We start from the raw sequence: 19,467 nt of genomic DNA on the forward strand, positions 1-19,467 counted from the left end.
AAAGGTCGGCTCACTTGTCGCTTGTACCCCATTTGGGTGATGCTCTTTTCGCTGACTTGCATTAGAAGTTGTTTCAACGCAACCTAATTACTCTGCTGAAAAAGCGGGTGAGCAAACGCTGCGTATTGTCGAATTTGCGTGCGGTTTTCCGGGCGAGGGCAAGAACCGGAAACCGTTGGAGCAAATCCAGGGAAGTAGCGATCTATTTTCCAGGAATTGCGTAGAACGAAGGTCAGAACGGTTCTGTTTTGAGAAAAAGCTGAATCGTTCCTGGGTTGAGGGACCCCCCGTCCGGTTTTCCTGGCTGGACGGAAACAAGGCTTTGCGGGACATTGTTGCAGTCCCGCAAAGCTTTTTTTGTGCCTTTTTTCATCTCGGCCCTGTTTCAATCGTTTCGACCTCGGCTGCGCCGAAGATTTATTGTGCAGCGCAACATTCTGCCGCATTTGTCGATTTTCATTTCAACACCAACGGATTAAGCTAATCCTGATTTGGTGTTGGGGGGAAGATGACCAAGTGGGTCTATAGGTTCGGCGACGGGCAGGCTGAGGGCCGGGCGCGCGATCACGAGATTCTGGGCGGCAAGGGCGCCAATCTCGCGGAAATGTGCGCGCTCGGACTGCCGGTGCCGCCGGGGCTGACGATCGTCAGCGACGCCTGCAATACCTATTACAAGAACGGCCGCCACATCGAGAATGCGGTGAAGGCGGAAGTGCGCGCCGGCATATCGGCGATCGAGGCAATCACCGGCCGCCGCTTCGGTTCCGTCAGCCAGCCGCTGCTGCTCTCGGTGCGCTCCGGCGCCCGCGTCTCCATGCCGGGCATGATGGACACCGTGCTCAATCTCGGGCTCAACGACGAGACGGTGCAGGCGCTCGGCCATGATGCCGGCGATGCGCGTTTTGCCTGGGACAGCTACCGCCGCTTCATCCAGATGTATGCCGATGTCGTCATGGGTCTCGGCAACGACGCCTTCGAGGAGATCCTGGAAGACGAGAAGGCCAAGCTCGGCCATGAATTCGATACCGAACTCAACGCCTCGGAATGGCAGCATATCGTCTCCCTCTATAAGAAGCTGATCGAGGAGGAGCTGGAGCAGGAATTCCCGCAGGATCCCGAAGTCCAGCTCTGGGGCGCGGTGGGCGCTGTCTTTTCCAGCTGGATGAGTGCCCGCGCCGTCACCTACCGCCAGCTCCACAATATTCCGGAAGGCTGGGGCACGGCGATCAACATCCAGGCGATGGTCTTCGGCAATCTCGGCAATGCGTCGGCCACCGGCGTTGCCTTCACCCGCAACCCTTCGACCGGCGAAAGCGCGCTTTACGGCGAATTCCTGGTCAATGCCCAGGGCGAGGATGTCGTGGCCGGCATCCGCACGCCGCAAAGCATCACCGAGGAGGGGCGGATTTCCTCCGGCTCCGAAAAACCCTCGATGGAAAAGCTGATGCCGGAGGCGTTTCGCGAGCTCTGCCGCATCTGCACCGAGCTCGAGATCCACTACCGCGACATGCAGGATATCGAATTCACCATCGAGCGCGGCAAGCTGTGGATGCTGCAGACCCGGTCGGGCAAGCGCTCGACGCGGGCGGCCATGAAAATCGCCGTCGACATGGTCGATGAGGGGGTGATCACCGAGGACGAGGCGGTGCTGCGCATCGAGCCCTCCAGCCTCGACCAGCTGCTGCATCCGACGATCGATCCGCGCGTCACCCGCCAGGTAATCGGCGCTGGGCTTCCGGCTTCGCCGGGGGCTGCGACCGGCGCCATCGTCTTCACCGCGGAAGAGGCGGTCGAGGCGGAAGCCGAAGGCCGCAAGGTCATCCTGCTCAGAGTCGAGACCAGCCCCGAGGATATTCACGGCATGCATGCCGCCGAAGGCATTCTCACCACTCGCGGCGGCATGACCAGCCATGCGGCGGTCGTTGCCCGCGGCATGGGCATCCCTTGCGTCGTCGGCGCCGGCACCATGCGCATCGACGTGCGCAACGAGCGGCTGCTTGGCGTCGGCGTGACGCTGAAGAAGGGCGATATCATCACCATCGACGGCTCGGCCGGCCAGGTGCTGAAGGGCGAGGTGCCGATGATCCAGCCGGCGTTGTCGGGCGATTTCGGCCGCATCATGGGCTGGGCCGACCGCGCCCGGCGCATGACGGTGCGCACCAATGCCGATACGCCGGCCGATGCGCTGGCTGCCCGCTCCTTCGGCGCCGAAGGCATCGGCCTTTGCCGCACCGAGCACATGTTCTTCGAGGGCGAGCGCATCCATGTGATGCGCGAGATGATCCTTGCCGTCGATGAGAAGGGCAGGCGGCTGGCGCTCGATAAGCTGCTGCCGATGCAGCGGCTGGATTTCACCGGCCTCTTCACCGTCATGCACGGCCTGCCGGTGACGATCCGCCTGCTCGATCCGCCGCTGCACGAATTCCTGCCGAAGACCGATGACGAGGTGGCCGAAGTCGCCTTCGCCATGGGCATGGAAGCATCCGTGCTTCGCCAGCGCGTCGATGCGCTGCACGAGTTCAACCCGATGCTCGGCCATCGCGGCTGCCGGCTGGCGATCTCCTACCCCGAAATCGTCGAGATGCAGGCCCGCGCCATCTTCGAGGCGGCGGTCGCCGCCGCTAAGGAGACCGGGGCAGCCGTCGTACCGGAGATCATGGTGCCGCTCGTTGGCCTCCGCACCGAGCTCGATTACGTCAAGGCGCACATCGATGCCGTCGCAGTCGACGTGATGAACGAAGCCGGCATGAAGATCGATTATCTCGTCGGCACGATGATCGAGCTGCCGCGTGCGGCCCTTCGCGCCCATGTGATTGCCGAAGCCGCCGAATTCTTCTCCTTCGGCACCAACGACCTGACACAGACGACCTTCGGCATCTCGCGCGACGATGCCTCGGCCTTCATCCCCACCTATCAGCGCAAGGGCATCATCGAGCACGATCCCTTCATCTCGCTCGATTTCGACGGTGTCGGCGAATTGATCAGCATCGCTGCCGAACGCGGCCGGCGCACCCGCAACGACATGAAGCTCGGCATCTGCGGCGAACATGGCGGCGACCCGGCCTCGATCCGCTTCTGCGAGACGATCGGCCTCGACTATGTCTCCTGCTCGCCGTTCCGCGTGCCGATCGCCAGGCTTGCGGCGGCGCAGGCGGTGATTGCAGGCAATCTGGAAGAGGCCAGGCGCGGTCCGAAAGACCTGCGGGCAACCGTGTAGGATATTCGCTTGAGTTTGGGGCAGGGCGCCCGTGGCAGTCAGTGACGATACCGCCAGCGATCGCGGTAGATATACGGTCCGTTCAGATCCCAGGCCATGCGGTTCATCATCTCGGCACTCTGCGCCCGTGATTCGGCGCGCCGGTCGAGATCGATGCGCTGCAGGCAGGTGGCAAAGCCATCCGTGCCGCGCCGAAAGCCATAGCTCATGCACCGCTGCTCATCCGCCGCCCGCCGCTCCTCCGGCGTCATCGTCTGGCAGGCCGAAAGCCCGGCGACGATGGTGGCTAGGGCGGTGATGAGAAGACGAATGCGCATTGGTTTATTCCTTGGAATGCTTTTCTCAGAGGAAAGGCCATTCGGGCGAGGGCGTCAAGCTATTGCTCTCGCAACTTCCGGTTATCCGGCAGCTGCCGCGGGGGAAGCGCCCCTTTGGTTTGGGAAGCGTTGGCCGCCTGCCGATCTCCCTCCTTGTGGGGGAGATGCCCGGCAGGGCAGAGGGGGGGGGCCAAGCCCTCGGAGCGCACCGAGCTGTTACCCGCTCTGAGCAGACCTAGACGACGGCGACAGCCGCGCGCCGTTTTTTGTGCGGCGGCGAGGAGCACCCTCTGTCCTGCCGGACATCTCCCCCACAAGGGGGGAGATTGGCTGAGTAGCAGCCGTCGGCACAAACGACAAAGCTGCCATAACGCCCTAAGCCGCCCCAGCCGGATCCCCAATCGGCAGCAGTGCCGGATTGAGCGGCGGATCCTGTGGATTCTTCGTGTCGGCTGGATCCTGCGCCGGTGTCAGCGGCGGTTTTTGCTGGATCGGGTCGGGAATGCCGGGGGTCGGGGTCGGGCCGCGCGGGGTATCGGCATTGGGTGTCGGGATCGGGTCTCTGTTGGGCATGATCGCCTCCTTTTCGAAAAAGGAACGGCAGCCTCATCACTTGGTTCCACTTTCGCTTGCCAACCTTTCTATGCATGAGGGCCATTCCTATGTATGAGGAAAGCTTGCAAAACTGGAACGAGCATGGCCCTTCGCGATCGATTTTCGAAAAAACTGAACTGTCCGCAATGCGGCAATGAGGGCTTTGCCGAAGCCTCGGAAGTTGATGATCCCAAGCGCAAGCACCCGGATTTCAAGGTCGATCAGCTGCCGCGCGGCTTTGGCGTGCAGCGACCTTCCAACCACCAGGAGAACTTCGTCATCAAGTGCGAATGCGGACGCAAGTTCCCGTTCCGCAGCGTTGCGGAAGCTGCGGCCGAGCGCCGCTGACATCATGATCTAGAACTAGATCCGCTCCAGCAATTCGATGAAGGCATCGGCGAAACGCACCAGCGGCGCTGTCTCTTCATCCGGCGCCTGCATGCGGATCTCGGTGCCGTTACCGTCGAGCAGCGCCAGCACGACGCGCATCTCCTGGCCGTCACCCGGAATGCGCAGCACGGCGATGCGCCGGCAATCGTCGATGAGACCGCCGGCCGGCAGGTCGAACAGCAGCTCGCCGCCGGAGCGTGCCGCCGCCTGGCGCACCGCCTCGCAGAAGCCGGCATCGCCGCCGGCATAACCTTCGAGCGAAAGTTCGAGCTCAAGCAGCTCCATCGGCAGCATCGGCTCGGACTGATGGTCGATCCCGCCAAGCGCAGACGCCTGCGGCCTTGCTGCAATCTCGGGTGAAATCATCCCGTCTCTCCTCTACATCTGGAGATGAAACCGCGGCAGAATGGCCTTTTTTTGACATATCAGCAAGGGCTTATGAAGCAACCGCCGTTTCGTCATGGCCTTCGCCGTGGATTCCAACCGCAATGCCTCAGACAATAGTTTCAATTTAGCCGAATCTTGCCCCAGATCCGGATGATTTTAGGCCGGGCCGGCCTAGAGCCTTTCCGGGTTAGATTGCAGCATTCTGCCGGAGCAGATTTTCGTCAGGGCAAAGGCGATGGGCGAAGGGTATACCCCAAGGTACGTCCGAGCCGATCGCCTTTGATCCTGGCGGAAAGATGCCCGGCCCTTCGGGTTGGCTGAAACGGGCCGGCTGATCGACCGGCCGGCTTGGCCGTAGAGCCGGGCTACGACACGCGCCGGCCGGTCGACCATCCGACTCCGTTTGAGCCAACAGAATGCTGCAATCTAACCCGGAAAGGCTCTAAATCTGAATCCGGATCTAAATCAAAGAATAGAGCATGATGTCGTCCGAAAACCGCTTCACACTTTTCGGCATCATGCTCTAAACAGGGTTGAGGCGATTTGCGTGGTCGAACGCGCGGGCGCTGACGAGCAACCGGTAAGTTTGATGGCCATCCGCTTCGACCGCCCCGTTTCCAACGCCGCCCGCTTTTCGCGGCTGCTCGGGGCGTTTTCCCTGGTGCTGGCGCTGGCGGTGATGATCGCCCACCGCTTCGGCGGCCTCGCCACACCCTATCTGGTGCTGTTGTTGATTGCTGCCGCCGGCGGCGCGCTGCTTTCCGCCATGCTCGCCGCAGTCGGGCTGCGCAGCCTCTGGATGACGGGGGCCGAAGGCGGGCTGGCGGCGCTGGCCGCACTGATCTATGCCGCCTTTCCGCTCGGCCTCGGCGCCTATGCCACCGAGCGTTACATGACGCTGCCTGATATCTACGACGTCTCCACCGATCCGGTCTCCGCACCCGACTGGCTTTCGCCGCCCTATTCCGACCAGATCTGGCTGAAACGCAACGTGCAGGTGACGCCGGAGGATCGTGAAAAGCAGCTCACCGCCTATCCCGAACTGACAGGCCGGCGTTATGAGGGCGCGCTCGACCGCGTGCTGGAAGCGGTGCGCAAGGTCGCCAAGATGAGCGGTATTACCATCACCAGGAGCAGTGGCGACACCGAGCCCGGCCGCGACCCCGAGGACAGACCGGTCAAGCCGCCGCAGCCGGGCGACGATGCCGTGGCCGATGCGCCCGATACCATCCCCGTGCCGACGCCGCGCCCCTATGACGACGACGTCGCCAAGCTGATCCGAGGCGCCAACGGCGTGACGCTGCAGGGCACCACCCGCACGCTGATCCTCGGCCTGCGCTTCGATATCATCATCCGGCTCCGCGAAGAGGCCGAAACCACCTTCGTCGACATCCGCGTCGCCTCCCGCTACGGCCAACACGACCTCGGCTTCAGCGCCGAAATCGCCGGCGATTATCTGAAGGCGCTGGATGCCGAACTGCTGGGGATTGCGGGTGGGTGAGCCGCGGTCGGGCGCAGCCCGAGCAATCGATCCAGTGAATCGATTGCAGCGGCGAACGCCCTGAGCCCAAGCGAAGGGCCGGGATACGGTGCGGCAGATTCAACGCCCCTATGCTGCCGCCGAAGGCGGCTGCCCCTTCTTCAAGCCTGAGGAAGGAATGACGGCGAAGGGCATGCCGTGTGGCACCCCCCTCTGCCCTGCCGGGCCTGGGGTCGAGCCACTGGTCTCGACCCGTCCTTCGGACCCCCACAGGTGGGGAGATCGGCTGGGCGCACCGACTTCCCCAAACAATGAGCGTCCAGCACGGAGAAACGGTAGAGGGGCGCGAAGTTCAAGCCACTTGTGATCTCCCCACCTGTGGGGGAGATGCCCGGCAGGGCAGAGGGGGTATTACGGCCCGCGGACCAGCCCCTCATCCGCCTGCCGGCACCTTCTCCCCGCTTGCGGGGCGAAGGGGATATGCCGCAACCTCTCCGTCCCTCGCTACCTGTCGCAGGGCACGTCCCCTCGCCCCGCGAGCGGGGAGAGGGTTAGGGTGAGGGGCAGCCATCCGCGCGAAGGCAGAGACCCACTCACCCCTCCACCACCAACCACCCCGTATACCGCACCACCAACCCCGTCAGCCGCCCACCGATCTCCACATGGAAGTGGAACCGCCCATCCCGCTCCTCCTCATACGTATCCCCGCTAGGCGCCAGAAACATCGGCAGCGGAATCCCGAAAAACCGCCAGCCGCGCACCACGAGCCGCAATCTCTTCCCATCCGGCACCAGCGCCATCAGCACCCGGAACGGCCCGAACACCTCGGTGAGCAGATGCCGGTCGCGGCCCTTTCCCTCGGCCTGCCAGCTGCGGAAGACCGTGCCGCCGAAATCCCGTGTCCAGATCTCCTTGTCGCCATCCGTCACGAAACGCACCGTGACCGGCACATCCTCACCCGCCTTGGGAAAGCCGATCACCCCAGCGACGATCCTGGCCAGCAGCCCGCCGCCGCGCTCGATCCGCGCCCGGCCGGAGGCGACGCGGGCGCCGCCGGCATGCAGGGCTGAAATGGCGGGCGGCAGCCGCTCCCAGGCGCTGCCGAGGATCCTACGGTAGAGCGGCAGGCAGGCCTCCTCGCATTCCATCCTGATGCCGGATGTGATCTGAAAACGCCGGAAGGCCGCTTCGAAATCTTCAAGCCGCAACTCCCCCGCCGCCGGCCGGGCGCCATTCTCCGGCCGCACGCCGGTCAGCAGGCGGCGCACCAGCGCGTCCACACCGATGATGGGAATGAACGGCCCGTCATCACCTTCGGCAATCAGATGCCAGCCGCAGGACAGGCTCTTTCCCGCGTGATCGACGCCGCCGACGCGGACGAACATGCCGCCGCGATGTTCGCCGATCGCGAAAGCGTGGCTGGCGCGCTGTAGCGCCCGAGAAAACGGCAGCAGCGACGGCAGGAGCCGGCAGCGGACGAGCCTTGCCGCAAGGCTGAGCAAGTGCTGCAGCGGCTGCGGCTCTGTGCCAACACCGGTGAAGCTGGATTTGAGATCGGCAAGGTGATGCGGCAGCAGCTTGAGATCCGGCGCATCCACCAGCAGGAATTTCCGGCTGCGCAGCGGCGCCACACCCGGCGGCGCCACCGTCACCCGCATCGCATCGATCAGCCCGCGCCCGGCGGCTGGCTGCCCATGCCGTAGCACCGCCACCGGCTTGCCGGCATAAGTCGCGATTGCTCTCACGACATTGAGCCCGATCCGCACATGCGGCGAGGGGGCAATGCCCGCCGCGACACATTCGATCCGGGAGAAATGCGGCGCCATCGCATCGAGTGCTGCGAAGGAGAGGGCGGGCAGGCTGCTGAGCCCGGAGAGCGCGAAGATGCCCTTGGCCCTGGCCGCGGCATCGAGCCCACTGATGCCGGCGACGAAGCCGGTACTGTCGGCGATATCGGCATAATCGATGCCGAGGCCGATGCAGGCCTCGACCACCTTATAGGCATCCTTCCCGAAGGTCTGAAACGGCCCCGAGGCATCGACGACGAGATGAGGCCTCAGCCGCGTCAGCTGTTCGATGAGATCGCCGTCTCGGTCGAAGCTGACTGCCTGCACCATCGCGCCGAGATTGTTGCTTCCCAGGCCCTCGGCTCCATCTTTCGGCGTCCGGAGATCTGCAACGAAATCGTCAGCCTTTTCAAGCGAACGCCCCGCAACCAGCAGCCTGAGCCGCGGTTCATCGCCAAGCAGCCGGGCAAGCCGCCCGCCGAAGGTGCCGTAACCGCCGATGATGAGCAGCGAAAACCGGTCCTCGCTCATGTGATGAAGCGGCTTCGCTGCTCCGGCGTCGGCACCATGCAGCTTTGCCGGCCGGCGATCTTCAGCCTGTTGCGGGCGATGAATTCATAGAGCGCATCGGCCGCCCGCCGCGGCAGCAGCCGGAAGATCTTGACCAGCGAATAGGGAAAGCCGAGGCCCGCCACCATGCGGATCGAGCCATCGGATTTGAAGAAGGCGCGGCCGTTTTCGATCAGGATATTGGTCTCATAGTCGCGCGCGTGGAGCCCGTAATGCCGGTAGAGCGCGGCGCCGAGCGGCGTCTGTGCGGCGAGGAAGCGGTATCGCTGCTGCTTGTCATGTTTCAGCGCGAATTTCACCCAGCCGGAGCAGAACACGCATTCGCCATCGAAGACGATCAACGGCCGGTCATCGGCAAAGGCGGGCACATCGGCATCGCCACGATAGCTGTAATCGGCTTGCGGCTTCATCGTCATGTCCCCATCCTCATGACCCCACCCTCATGTTCATGCCGCCGGCCGGTAGAGGGCGGCCAGCGAAGGCGGCCCATCCGCCGCGATCTCGCCGCGCTCCAGAAGATCCTCGATATGGGCGAGCACGGAAAGGGCGGCCGCCCCATGCAGCTTCGGATCGGTATCGCGATAGATCACCTTCACCATCTCGGCAATCTGCTGGTCGCCCGCCTGCACACGCGCCAGCACCGCCTGCTCGCGCTTGAGGCGATGCGCCTTCAGCGCCCGGAGGAATTTGGCCGGCTCCGTCACCGGCCCGCCATGGCCGGGCAGCAACAGCCGGTCCTCGCGTTCAATCAGCCGCTCGAGCGAGGCCATGTAATCCGCCATCGAACCATCCGGCGGGGCGACGATCGAGGTCGACCAGGCCATGACGTGATCGCCTGAGAAGAGGATGTCGCGGCCCACAAGCGCGAAGGCGGCGTGATTGGCCGTGTGCCCCGGCGTCAGCACTGCTCTGAGCGCCCAGCCATCACCCGACAGGCTCTCGCCGTCACTGAGCGCAATATCGGGCACGAATGATAGATCCGAGCTTTCGGAGAAGGGATTGATCTCGCCCTCGCGCAGCGGCCGCGCCGGCCGGTGCGGCCCTTGCCCGACCGTCACCGCCCCCGTTGCCGCCTGCAGGCGCCTGGAAAGCGGCGAGTGGTCGCGATGCGTGTGGCTGACGAAGATATGCGTCACCGCGCGCCCGCCAAGGGCTGCCATCAGCGCCTGATAATGCGCATCGTCCTCCGGGCCGGGATCGATGACCGCGACGGAGGAAGAGCCGACGATATAGCTGTTGGTACCGAAAAAGGTGAAAGGGCCGGGATTGTTCACTGTAACCCGCTCGACCCCTGAAACAACCGGCACGGCCTGCCCATAGGCCGGCTCGAAAGCGAGGTCGAATGCGGGACTGTCCATGAAGGAATGATCTCGGGCCAATGACGTCGCCAGTTTCTAGCACGACTGCCTGCACCGCGCAGCGCATAAAATCTGCGCCGGGTTAAACTTAGTCATTGTGACAGGCGAAGAGCTTTGCTAATCAGGCGTCGATTTGAGCAAGCGGTTTCCGCTCAAGCTCTGGTGGGGCGTCGCCAAGCGGTAAGGCAACGGTTTTTGGTACCGTCACCCCTGGTTCGAATCCAGGCGCCCCAGCCACGATTTGTTATGTCGATAAACCAGATACTTGGCGATATGTTGCCGCGGCGGTACACCTAGCCGGCACATCGGCGATGGACAACTGAGGCTTGCTTTTCGTCCTTTACTCAGCCTGCTTCACTGCTATCGTCGGCGCGACTATTGGGAGCGCTCGTGTGGCAAAAGAGAATAATGGCGACCTCGGCTTCACGGCCGAGCTTTTTAAGGCTGCGGATAAGCTTAGGGGCAATCTGGAGCCCTCGGAATACAAACATGTGGCGCTGGGCCTCATCTTCTTGAAATACATTTCCGATGCCTTTGAGGGACTTTACGCCAAGCTGACGGCAGACGAGTATGCCGATGCGGAAGACCCGGAGGAATATCTCGCGGAAAACGTGTTCTGGGTGCCGGCGGAAGCCAGATGGCCGTATCTGCAGGCCAATGCCAAGCGGCCGGAGATCGGCAAGCTGATTGACGAGGCGATGGAAGCCATCGAGCGCTTTCCGTCGAACGAAGGCCTGAAGGGTGTTCTACCGAAGAACTATGCCCGGCCTGCGCTCAACAAGACCATGCTCGGCGAGCTGATTGACCTCTTCTCCAACATCGGCCTGCATGACAGCAAGGACACGGCGAAAGACCTGCTGGGTCGTGTCTACGAGTATTTCCTTTCCGGTTTCGCCGGTTCGGAAGGCAAACGCGGTGGCGAATTCTTCACACCACGTTCCGTGGTGCGCACCCTCGTCGAGATGCTGGAGCCCTATAAGGGCCGGGTCTATGACCCCTGCTGCGGCTCGGGCGGCATGTTCGTACAGTCGGAAAAGTTCATCGAGGAGCATGGCGGGCGGCGCAATGACATCGCTGTCTATGGCCAGGAGATCAACCACACAACCTGGCGTCTGGCCAAGATGAACCTCGCCGTCCAGGGCATCGACGCCGATATCCGCTGGAACAACGAGGGCAGTTTCCACCGCGACGAGCTGCCGGAGCTGAAGGCCGATTTCATCCTCGCCAACCCGCCGTTCAATATTTCCGATTGGGGCAGCGAGCGGCTGGCGGAAGATGCCCGATGGAAGTTCGGCGTTCCGCCCAAGGGCAATGCCAATTTTGGCTGGCTGCAGCACATCACCCATCACCTTGCCCCGCGTGGCACGGCGGGCGTGGTGCTGGCCAATGGCTCTATGTCCTCTCAGCAATCCGGCGAAGGCGACATCCGCAAGGCAATGATCGAGGCGGATCAGGTGGATTGCATGGTGGCGTTGCCGGGCCAGCTCTTCTATTCCACCCAGATCCCCGCATGTCTATGGATCTTGGCCCGCGACAAGAGCGCCAATGGCCATCGCGATCGGCGCGGTGAAATCCTGTTCATCGACGCCCGCAAGCTGGGCTTCATGGTGGACCGGGTTCGCCGCGAGTTCACGGCGGATGATATCGACAGGATCACTGGCGCCTATCACCGCTGGCGCTCGAAGCCGGAAACACGGGCGAAGAATGGATGGGTGGACTATGCGGACGAGCCGGGTTTTTGCAAATCGGCCAGCTTGGATGAGGTGCGCGGCCATGGCCATGTGCTCACACCGGGGCGCTATGTGGGCGCAGCAGATGCCGAGGATGACGGGGTGTCTTTTGCAGAGAAGTTTGGAGGGTTGAGGGAAACGCTGTTGGCACAATTCGAGCGTAGTCGAGCATTGGAGCAGCAAATAGATCATACGCTTGGAGGCTTACGTTGAACGCTGTTATGCGGCCTCAGGTGATCGGCTTCCGAAATAGTACGGTCTTTCAGTGGCCGCTAGTAAAGATGCAAGACGTGTGCACCTTGAACTATGGTCGCGCGCTTACCGCAGGCGACCGGAGAAATGGCCACGTTCCGGTTTATGGCTCGAACGGAAGGACCGGATGGCACGATACCCCGTTGTCTATAGGACCAACGGTAATCCTCGGACGCAAGGGACAGGGAAACCTTGGGGTCGAATGGTGCGAAGGACCGTTCTGGGTTATCGATACAGCGTACTATGCAACCTTCAAGCCCCACGTAAGCCCGAGATATTTCTACTATTTCGTGAATTTCGTCGGCCTCAATCACCTCAAAGATGGTACATCGAACCCTAGCCTGAGCAGAGATGTGTTCGCGGTACAGCCCCTTCCTTTGCCGCCACTTGATGAGCAGCGCGCCATTGAGACGGCTCTTGCTGCTTTCGACAACAAGATCGAACTGAACCGGCGGATGAACGAGACGCTAGAGGCGATGGCACAAGCGATCTTCCGCGACTGGTTCGTGGATTTCGGCCCTACGCGCCGCAAGCTGGAGGGCGCAACCGATCCGGTCACCATCATGGGCGGCCTTGTGCAGGATGCCGAACAAGCACAATCTTTCGCGGATCTATTCCCCGCTACGCTCGATGACTATGGGTTGCCAGAGGGGTGGCTTTACAAATCAATCTACAGCGTCGCCAAAGTCATCTATGGAGCGCCATACGCTTCCAAGCAATTTAACAGTGAAGGTCGTGGTCGCCCGCTAGCTCGCATTCGTGATCTTCCTCGGCATGAGGGGGGAGTATTTACGGAGGAAGTTCATCCCAAAGAGTATCTGATTGCTCCAGGAGACATAGCCGTTGGCATGGATGGGGAGTTTCGCGCCTATCTTTGGCAAGGAGACCAAACATTGATGAACCAGCGCATCTGCTGCTTCTCACCGGTGGAGTCTGACAACCGGGCATTCCTATACCTCGGCATAAAGCCCTTGCTAGCGACACATGAGACCACAGCGATCGGCACCACGGTAATTCATCTGGGTAAGAAAGAGATCGACGGCTTCACGCTCCCCTTTGGCGGAAACAGGGTTTTGGAGAAATTCAGTCACATTGCAGACCCGCTAATTGCCAAGCTTGTTGCGAACGGCCAGCAAAACAGCACCCTCGCAGCAACCCGCGACCTACTCCTCCCCAAGCTCATGTCCGGGGAAATCCGCCTGTCCGAGGCGGAGGATCTAATGGAGGCTGCGCAGTGAAGCCCTCAGCGAAATCTCTTTGCAGAACCTTCCTGGAGCTTGGGGATGCCGTCTCGAGAAATCTGCATCTGGCATATGGGTCTGCCATTTCCTACGGCGAGGAAACTATTACAGAGAGCACTTTGTTGGAGATCTGGCGTCGCCACTCCAAGATAGTGAAGATCCGAACGTTTACAAAACGACAAGAAGCACGCAACGGCGCTGACTGGGAGTGGCACCTGATAGGCCGAAAATACACGCTGAAGATGCGGGTGCAAGCAAAGCGCCTGCCTAAGAATACACTGCAGTTCCCAGGGTTGTTTACCTACAAGGCGAAGTCGGCACCGCACCCGCAGGCCGATATGCTGATCGCCGAAGCTAAGCGCGATCGATTGCTGCCGATCCTGTGCTTTTACTCAGAAGAAAGCGCAAGATCGCGTTGGCAGAAGTCATCCATGCCGCGCCCTTACGAGGCGGGATGCTTGATTGGCCCTGCTCGCAAAATCAAGAAACACGGCTATCAAGATCTTGCTTCGTTGGAGGCGCGATGTGTGCCTTGGCATTTCCTGGTTTGCTCCCAGCAAGGAAGAAGTCTCTTCTTTCCAAGCGTGGCGAAACTGAATGGTCAAACGCTGATGCGTGACGGCACGCTTCCCCCCTATATCGTTCCGACCGATGGATATTTCTCACACCCCATTCGAGAGCCAGATGGCGAACACGGTCCGATAGGGTTGGTGACAATAGATTGTCGCGGTCGATGAAATCGGATTTTCACGACCGAATTTCGGTGAAGGATCAACTTGCATCATGAAAATCAGCAGCATTCTGGAAAAGATAGACGAACGGCAGCTCTTCGTGCCGGCCTTCCAGCGCGAATATGTCTGGAAGAAGAAGGATGCCAAGCTTCTGATCGACTCGATGATCAAGGGGTATCCGACGGGGACCATTCTTACCTGGGACACAAACCATCCGCCGGAACTGAAGGGTGACCACGTCTATGATGCTCGCCAGGGCGCGATCAAGATCCTGCTCGATGGCCAGCAGCGCGTGACGACACTGTACATGCTGATCCGCGGCGAACTGCCGCCCTATTACACGCTGGAAGAGATTACCGAGGATACGCGCGGGCTGCACGTCAATGTCGAAACGCGGGAGATCGAATACTATCAGAAGCGGATGGAGAACGATCCACGTTGGTTGAAGATCACGGATATCTTCAAACGGAGCATGAGAGCACGTGACGTCGTTCGAGGGCTCGAAGAGGCCGGGCGCGAGGTTTCGCGGGATGACGAAGACAAGATCGATGACACATTTTCTGCGGTTCAGGGAATCCTTGATCGTGATTTCCCCGAGCAGAATATTCCGGCCACGGCCAATCTCCGCGCTGCCATCGATATCTTCTACATCGTCAATGCGGGTGGTGTTGCATTGACGGACGCCGAACTCGCACTAGCGCAAATTTCTGGCTATTGGCCGCAAGCTCGTGAAGCCTTTAAGATGAAGCTCGACGTGCTGAAGAGTAACGGCTTCATTTTCAAGCTCGATTTCATCGTCTATGCACTGCTTGCCATCCTGCATCAGGGTGGCTCTGATATGCGTAAGCTGCATTCGGTCGACAACAACGATGCCATTCGTGAGGTCTGGAAAGCGCTGGACGACAAGGTTTTGGACTATGTCGCGAATCTACTGCGCGGCCATGCTTTCGTCGATCATACCGATGAGATCAACTCGATCTACGCAGTCATCCCGATCGTAGCCTACTGCCATCGAATGAACTGCAACCTCAGCCACAACGATATCCAGAAGGTGGTCAAGTGGTTCTATTATTCTCAGGTTCGTCGGCGCTACGTGAGCCAGCTTCCGCAAAAGCTGGACCACGACCTGAAGATTGTCGCCACCTCCGACACGCCGTTTGATCGCCTTCTAGAGGTCATCCGGGAAGATCGTGGCGGGGCCATTGCCATTTCGCCAGACGAATTTGTGGGCAGCGCCGTCCAGCATCCGCTGTTCGGGCTGCTGCGCTGGCACCTGAAAAGCCGCGGCGCGAAGTGCCTGACCACGAGTGTTTCCATTCATCAGCCGATGGGCGAGAGATACAAGTTGGAATACGATCATATCTTTGCCTTCGCCAACCTGAAGGCGGCGGGATACGGCCAGGAAAACAGGCTTCGCTATCAATTGGCGCAGGAGCTCACCAACCGGGCTATCCTGACCCAAATAGCCAATCGATCCAAGGGTGCCAAGGAGACGGAAGCCTACCTCTTCGGCGTCGCGCGAAACCAGCCGAACGCGCTTGGCCTACAGCTTATCCCGGAAGACCGGGAGCTTTGGCAAATTGAGAACTACGAGTTGTTCCTCAGAACGCGCCGCAAAATGCTCGCCGATAGCCTGAACGCCTGGCTTGAGGGGCTGGCCGAGACTCATGCTGTCGCCGAGGGTATCTCTCTTGAGGACATGATTGCCGAGGGCGAGAACGAAGAAGTGGAGTTCAAGCAGACCCTGCGCTGGGACATCAAGCAGGGCACCGTGAATAAGGAATTGGAAGGCGTCGTCATGAAGACGATCGCCGCCTTCGCCAATGCGCAGGGCGGTACTCTGCTGGTCGGTGTTGCCGACAATGGGGACATTGCGGGTCTGGACAGTGACTACAAGTCCCTCAACGGCGGCAACCGTGACAAGTTCGAGCTTCACCTGAAGACGTTGATCATCAACACGTTTGGTGAAGCTTTCGCGGCAACGAAGGTGAAGCTTTCCTTTCCCGACCTCGACGAGAAGGAAATCTGCCGTGTTGAAATCCTGCCGGCGAACAAGCCGATATACATCAGACTAGCAGACAAAGGCGGCGCTGCTCAGGACCGATTCTATGTCCGGAACGGCAACTCATCACGAGAGATGAGCGGAGACCAAGCCATCACCTATATCAGGGAACGATTCGTCTGAGACGAACGGCGGGAGAGGCCCCATGGAAGACGTCCTCTACAAGCAAACGTCAGCGTCTCCTTCCGGCTTCTCCGAGGGCCTGGTCGAAGAAGTCGTCATCGCCACCTTTCGGGAACTCGGATACGGTTATCAGCCATCGGCAGTTATCTCCCCCGATGGAACGGCTCCGGCCCGTCTTGCATACCGAGACGTGCTGCTCTCTGATGTTCTTGACGCTGCAGTTGAGCGGCTGAATCCGACCATTCCATCCGATGCTCGCGAGCAGGCGATCCGTCAGCTCTCGATTTCGGATACCCCCTCACTAATTGAGGAGAATCGTCGCATCCATCGGCTGATCACGGAGGGCGTCGATGTCGAATTTGGCATCGGTGATGGCGAGGTTAAGAGTGACAAACTTTGGTTGATCGATTTCGAGCATCCAGAGAAAAACGACTTCCTCGTGACCAACCAGTTCACAGTCGCTGAAGGCAAATACACAAGACGGCCCGACGTGATGGTTTTCGTGAACGGGTTGCCGCTCGGCATCATCGAGTTGAAGAATGTGGCGAGCGAGAGCGCCACCGTCGGCCAGGCCTACCAGCAGCTTCAGACTTACAGGGAGCAAATCCCGTCGCTCTTCCGCACCAATGCCGTCATGGTGGCCTCCGATGGCATGTTGGCCCGCATTGGTTCGCTGACGGCAGACGAGGAGCGTTTCATGCCCTGGCGCTCAATCACTGGTGCGGATGGGGATTTCACGCCGCATGGTCCCTATGAAATGGACACGCTATTGCGAGGCGTCTTCGACAAGGAACGATTCCTGGCCCTCATCCGCGACTTCATCGTCTTCGGCGATCAGGGCACGGGTGCCTTCAAGATCATCGCCGGCTATCACCAGTTTCACGGCGCCCGGAAAGCAATTGTCAGCGCCATCGAGGCGGCCAAGCCGGAGGGCAATCGCAAGATCGGAGTGATCTGGCATACCCAGGGTTCCGGCAAGAGCTTTCTGATGGCATTTCTCGGCGGCTTGATCGTCCGTTCGCGGGAACTTGAGAACCCGACGCTGATAGTGCTGACCGACCGCAATGATCTGGACGATCAGCTCTTCGGGACGTTCAGCCTCTGTCGCGATCTAATCCGCCAGACGCCTGAGCAGGCCGAGAGTCGGGACGATCTGAGGCTGCTGCTGAACCGGGCATCGGGTGGTGTGATCTTCACGACCGTACAGAAGTTCACGCCCGACGCCGGCGAGGAACGGTTTCCTATGCTGACGGATCGCCGCAACGTGATCGTCATGGCAGATGAAGCGCACCGCAGCCAATACGGTTTTGACGCCAAGCTGGACAAGCAGACTGGCAAGCGGCGCTATGGCTACGCCCATTACATACGGGAAGCGCTGCCGAACGCTTCCTTCATCGGGTTCACCGGAACGCCGATCGAGGCGGAGGATGTCAACACGCCAGCGATCTTCGGCGAATATATCGACATCTACGACATAAGCCGAGCGGTCGAGGACAAGGCGACGGTTCCGATCTACTACGAGAGCCGGCTGGCCCGCATCGAATTGAACGAGGACGAGAAGCCGAAGATCGATGCCGAGATCGAGGCCATACTCGAAGACGAGACGTTGAGCGAGCAGGAGAAGCAGAAGGCCAAGTGGACAACGGTCGAGCGGCTGGTAGGTTCGAAGAAGCGCCTGACGCAGATCGCAGCCGATCTCGTCGCTCACCTTGAGCACCGCATCGAGGGCATGGATGGCAAGGCGATGGCAGTCTGCATGAGCCGCCGCATCTGCGTCGATCTCTACCACGAGATTATTGCGCTCAGGCCTGATTGGCATTCGGACGATGACGATAAGGGTGTGGTCAAGATCGTGATGACCGGCTCTGCCTCCGACCCTCTCGAATGGCAGCCGCATATCGGCAACAAAAAGCGGCGGGACGATCTCGCCAAGCGCGCTCGCAAACTCGATGATCCGCTAAAGCTCGTGATCGTGCGTGACATGTGGTTGACCGGTTTCGATGCACCCTGCATGCATACGATGTACATCGACAAGCCGATGCGTGGCCACGGCCTCATGCAGGCGATCGCCCGCGTCAACCGCGTTTTCAAGGACAAACCGGGCGGGCTGATCGTCGACTATATCGGCATTGCCCAGAACCTGAAGAATGCACTGGCGCAATACTCTCAGTCCGACCGAGACAAAACCGGCATTGACGAGGAGGAAGCTGTTGCGGTTCTTCTGGAGAAGTATGAGATCGTTCGCGCTATGTTCAACGGTCGCGACTACAGTCTTGGTATCGTGGGTGCCCCGCAGCAGCGCCTGAAGGCCCTGGCAGATGGCATAGATTGGATACTGAAGTGGCTGGAGAACGAGGCCGCGAAAGTCGAGGGCATCGAGGCGAAGAAGAAGGCGCATCGCCGCTACCAGGACGTAGTGCTGGAACTGAGCAAGGCCTACGCCTTGTCTTCTGCAAGCGATGCCGCGGCGGAAATCCGCGATGAGGTCGGCTTCTTCCAGGCGGTACGCGCTGCGCTCGTGAAGACGACAGCCACCGGTAAGATGTCGGACAAGGCGAAGTCGCTGGCTGTCGAGCAACTCCTTAATCAGGCGGTCGCCAATGCCGAGATCGTCGACATTCTCAAAGCTGCTGGATTGCAGTCGCCTGACATCTCCGTCCTGTCGGATGAGTTTCTCGCCGACGTGCAGCGCATGGAGAAAAAGAACCTCGCATTGGAAGCGCTGAAGAAGCTGCTTAATGGTGAGATCAAGAGCCGCTCGAAATCCAACGTCGTTCAATCTAAGGCATTCTCCAAGCGGCTGGAGGATGCGGTGGCCCGCTACCATGCCAACACAATCTCCACCGTCGAGATGATCCAAGAATTGGTCGCAATGGCCAAAGATATGAAAGCTGCCTTAGCTCGCGGCGCAGCTTTGGGACTATCTCCCGAAGAAGAGGCCTTTTACGACGCACTGGCTAGTAACGACAGCGCAGTGGAGGCGATGGGCAGCGAACATCTTCGAGTCATTGCTCATGAACTCGTCGAACAGATGCGCAAGTCCGTGACCGTTGATTGGCAGCACAAGGCGAGCGCTCGCGCCAAGATGCGGGTCCTGGTGAAGCGAATTTTGAAGAAGTTTGGCTATCCACCTGATCTTGAGCAGGAGGCGGTTCAGACCGTGCTGGCGCAGGCAGAGGTGCTGTTGCGGGAGGTTGCAGGGGCGCCTTGATGGCTTTGGCCGAGTAG

At 60.5% G+C, this 19,467-nt stretch carries 14 protein-coding genes and 1 tRNA gene; 9 read left to right on the forward strand and 6 right to left on the reverse strand.

What is annotated here, in order from left to right:
• The first annotated feature begins 508 nt into the window (after positions 1 to 508).
• Positions 509 to 3,217 (forward strand): pyruvate, phosphate dikinase, encoded by a 2,709-nt coding sequence (gene ppdK / locus G9X67_RS16325; RefSeq protein ID WP_171599183.1) that lies wholly within the window; start codon positions 509 to 511, stop codon positions 3,215 to 3,217.
• A 38-nt stretch (positions 3,218 to 3,255) separates the two neighbouring features.
• Here ppdK and G9X67_RS16330 read toward each other — a convergent pair whose 3' ends face one another.
• Positions 3,256 to 3,534: a hypothetical protein gene (locus tag G9X67_RS16330; protein ID WP_171599184.1), complete on the reverse strand. Its 279-nt coding sequence runs from the start codon at positions 3,532 to 3,534 to the stop codon at positions 3,256 to 3,258.
• Positions 3,535 to 3,909: 375 nt separating this feature from the next.
• Positions 3,910 to 4,107, reverse strand: coding sequence for a hypothetical protein (locus G9X67_RS16335; protein ID WP_003546062.1), 198 nt, complete (start codon positions 4,105 to 4,107; stop codon positions 3,910 to 3,912).
• 123 nt (positions 4,108 to 4,230) lie between these two features.
• On the opposite strand from G9X67_RS16335, the gene G9X67_RS16340 reads away from it, so the two are divergent.
• The gene (locus tag G9X67_RS16340) at positions 4,231 to 4,476 is read left to right on the forward strand and encodes a hypothetical protein (protein WP_003546063.1); all 246 of its coding nucleotides are present in this window, start codon (positions 4,231 to 4,233) and stop codon (positions 4,474 to 4,476) included.
• A 15-nt stretch (positions 4,477 to 4,491) separates the two neighbouring features.
• Here the strand turns inward: G9X67_RS16340 and G9X67_RS16345 are convergent, their stop codons facing one another.
• On the reverse strand, positions 4,492 to 4,884 hold the full coding sequence (locus G9X67_RS16345) for a hypothetical protein (RefSeq protein WP_017993220.1): 393 nt from the start codon (positions 4,882 to 4,884) through the stop codon (positions 4,492 to 4,494).
• Positions 4,885 to 5,494: 610 nt separating this feature from the next.
• Between G9X67_RS16345 and G9X67_RS16350 the strand changes: the two genes are divergently transcribed.
• Positions 5,495 to 6,406: a DUF1499 domain-containing protein gene (locus G9X67_RS16350; protein ID WP_171599185.1), complete on the forward strand. Its 912-nt coding sequence runs from the start codon at positions 5,495 to 5,497 to the stop codon at positions 6,404 to 6,406.
• 572 nt (positions 6,407 to 6,978) lie between these two features.
• On the opposite strand, the gene G9X67_RS16355 is transcribed toward G9X67_RS16350, so the two are convergent.
• From G9X67_RS16355 to G9X67_RS16365, 3 genes are read right to left on the reverse strand one after another with little or no spacing between them, the layout of a single operon-like run.
• Entirely contained in the window at positions 6,979 to 8,703 is a 1,725-nt protein-coding gene (locus tag G9X67_RS16355) for a DUF4166 domain-containing protein (protein ID WP_171599186.1), read from the reverse strand.
• Positions 8,700 to 9,158 carry a DCC1-like thiol-disulfide oxidoreductase family protein gene (locus G9X67_RS16360; RefSeq protein ID WP_171599187.1) on the reverse strand — a complete coding sequence of 153 codons (459 nt, stop codon included), beginning with the start codon at positions 9,156 to 9,158 and terminating at the stop codon, positions 8,700 to 8,702. The genes G9X67_RS16355 and G9X67_RS16360 overlap by 4 nt, the downstream gene beginning before the upstream one ends.
• A 30-nt stretch (positions 9,159 to 9,188) precedes the next feature.
• Positions 9,189 to 10,100 carry an MBL fold metallo-hydrolase gene (locus G9X67_RS16365; RefSeq protein WP_171599188.1) on the reverse strand — a complete coding sequence of 304 codons (912 nt, stop codon included), beginning with the start codon at positions 10,098 to 10,100 and terminating at the stop codon, positions 9,189 to 9,191.
• 163 nt (positions 10,101 to 10,263) lie between these two features.
• Between G9X67_RS16365 and G9X67_RS16370 the strand changes: the two genes are divergently transcribed.
• The 6 genes from G9X67_RS16370 (at position 10,264) to G9X67_RS16395 (ending at position 19,450) form a co-directional block, all read left to right on the forward strand.
• Positions 10,264 to 10,337: transfer RNA gene (locus G9X67_RS16370), tRNA-Gln, on the forward strand.
• Positions 10,338 to 10,492: 155 nt separating this feature from the next.
• On the forward strand, positions 10,493 to 12,043 hold the full coding sequence (locus G9X67_RS16375; RefSeq protein ID WP_171599189.1) for an N-6 DNA methylase: 1,551 nt from the start codon (positions 10,493 to 10,495) through the stop codon (positions 12,041 to 12,043).
• Complete coding sequence (locus G9X67_RS16380) at positions 12,040 to 13,320, forward strand: restriction endonuclease subunit S (RefSeq protein WP_171599190.1); 1,281 nt, start codon at positions 12,040 to 12,042, stop codon at positions 13,318 to 13,320. The genes G9X67_RS16375 and G9X67_RS16380 overlap by 4 nt, the downstream gene beginning before the upstream one ends.
• Positions 13,317 to 14,060, forward strand: coding sequence for a DUF6615 family protein (locus G9X67_RS16385; RefSeq protein ID WP_171599191.1), 744 nt, complete (start codon positions 13,317 to 13,319; stop codon positions 14,058 to 14,060). The genes G9X67_RS16380 and G9X67_RS16385 overlap by 4 nt, the downstream gene beginning before the upstream one ends.
• Positions 14,061 to 14,106: 46 nt before the next feature.
• Positions 14,107 to 16,239 carry a DUF262 domain-containing protein gene (locus G9X67_RS16390; protein WP_171599192.1) on the forward strand — a complete coding sequence of 711 codons (2,133 nt, stop codon included), beginning with the start codon at positions 14,107 to 14,109 and terminating at the stop codon, positions 16,237 to 16,239.
• 22 nt (positions 16,240 to 16,261) lie between these two features.
• Positions 16,262 to 19,450: a type I restriction endonuclease subunit R gene (locus tag G9X67_RS16395; protein WP_171599193.1), complete on the forward strand. Its 3,189-nt coding sequence runs from the start codon at positions 16,262 to 16,264 to the stop codon at positions 19,448 to 19,450.
• The last annotated feature ends 17 nt before the right edge of the window (positions 19,451 to 19,467 follow it).

This window comes from Rhizobium sp. WYCCWR 11152 (genome assembly GCF_013087615.1).
GTDB lineage: Bacteria > Pseudomonadota > Alphaproteobacteria > Rhizobiales > Rhizobiaceae > Rhizobium > Rhizobium indicum.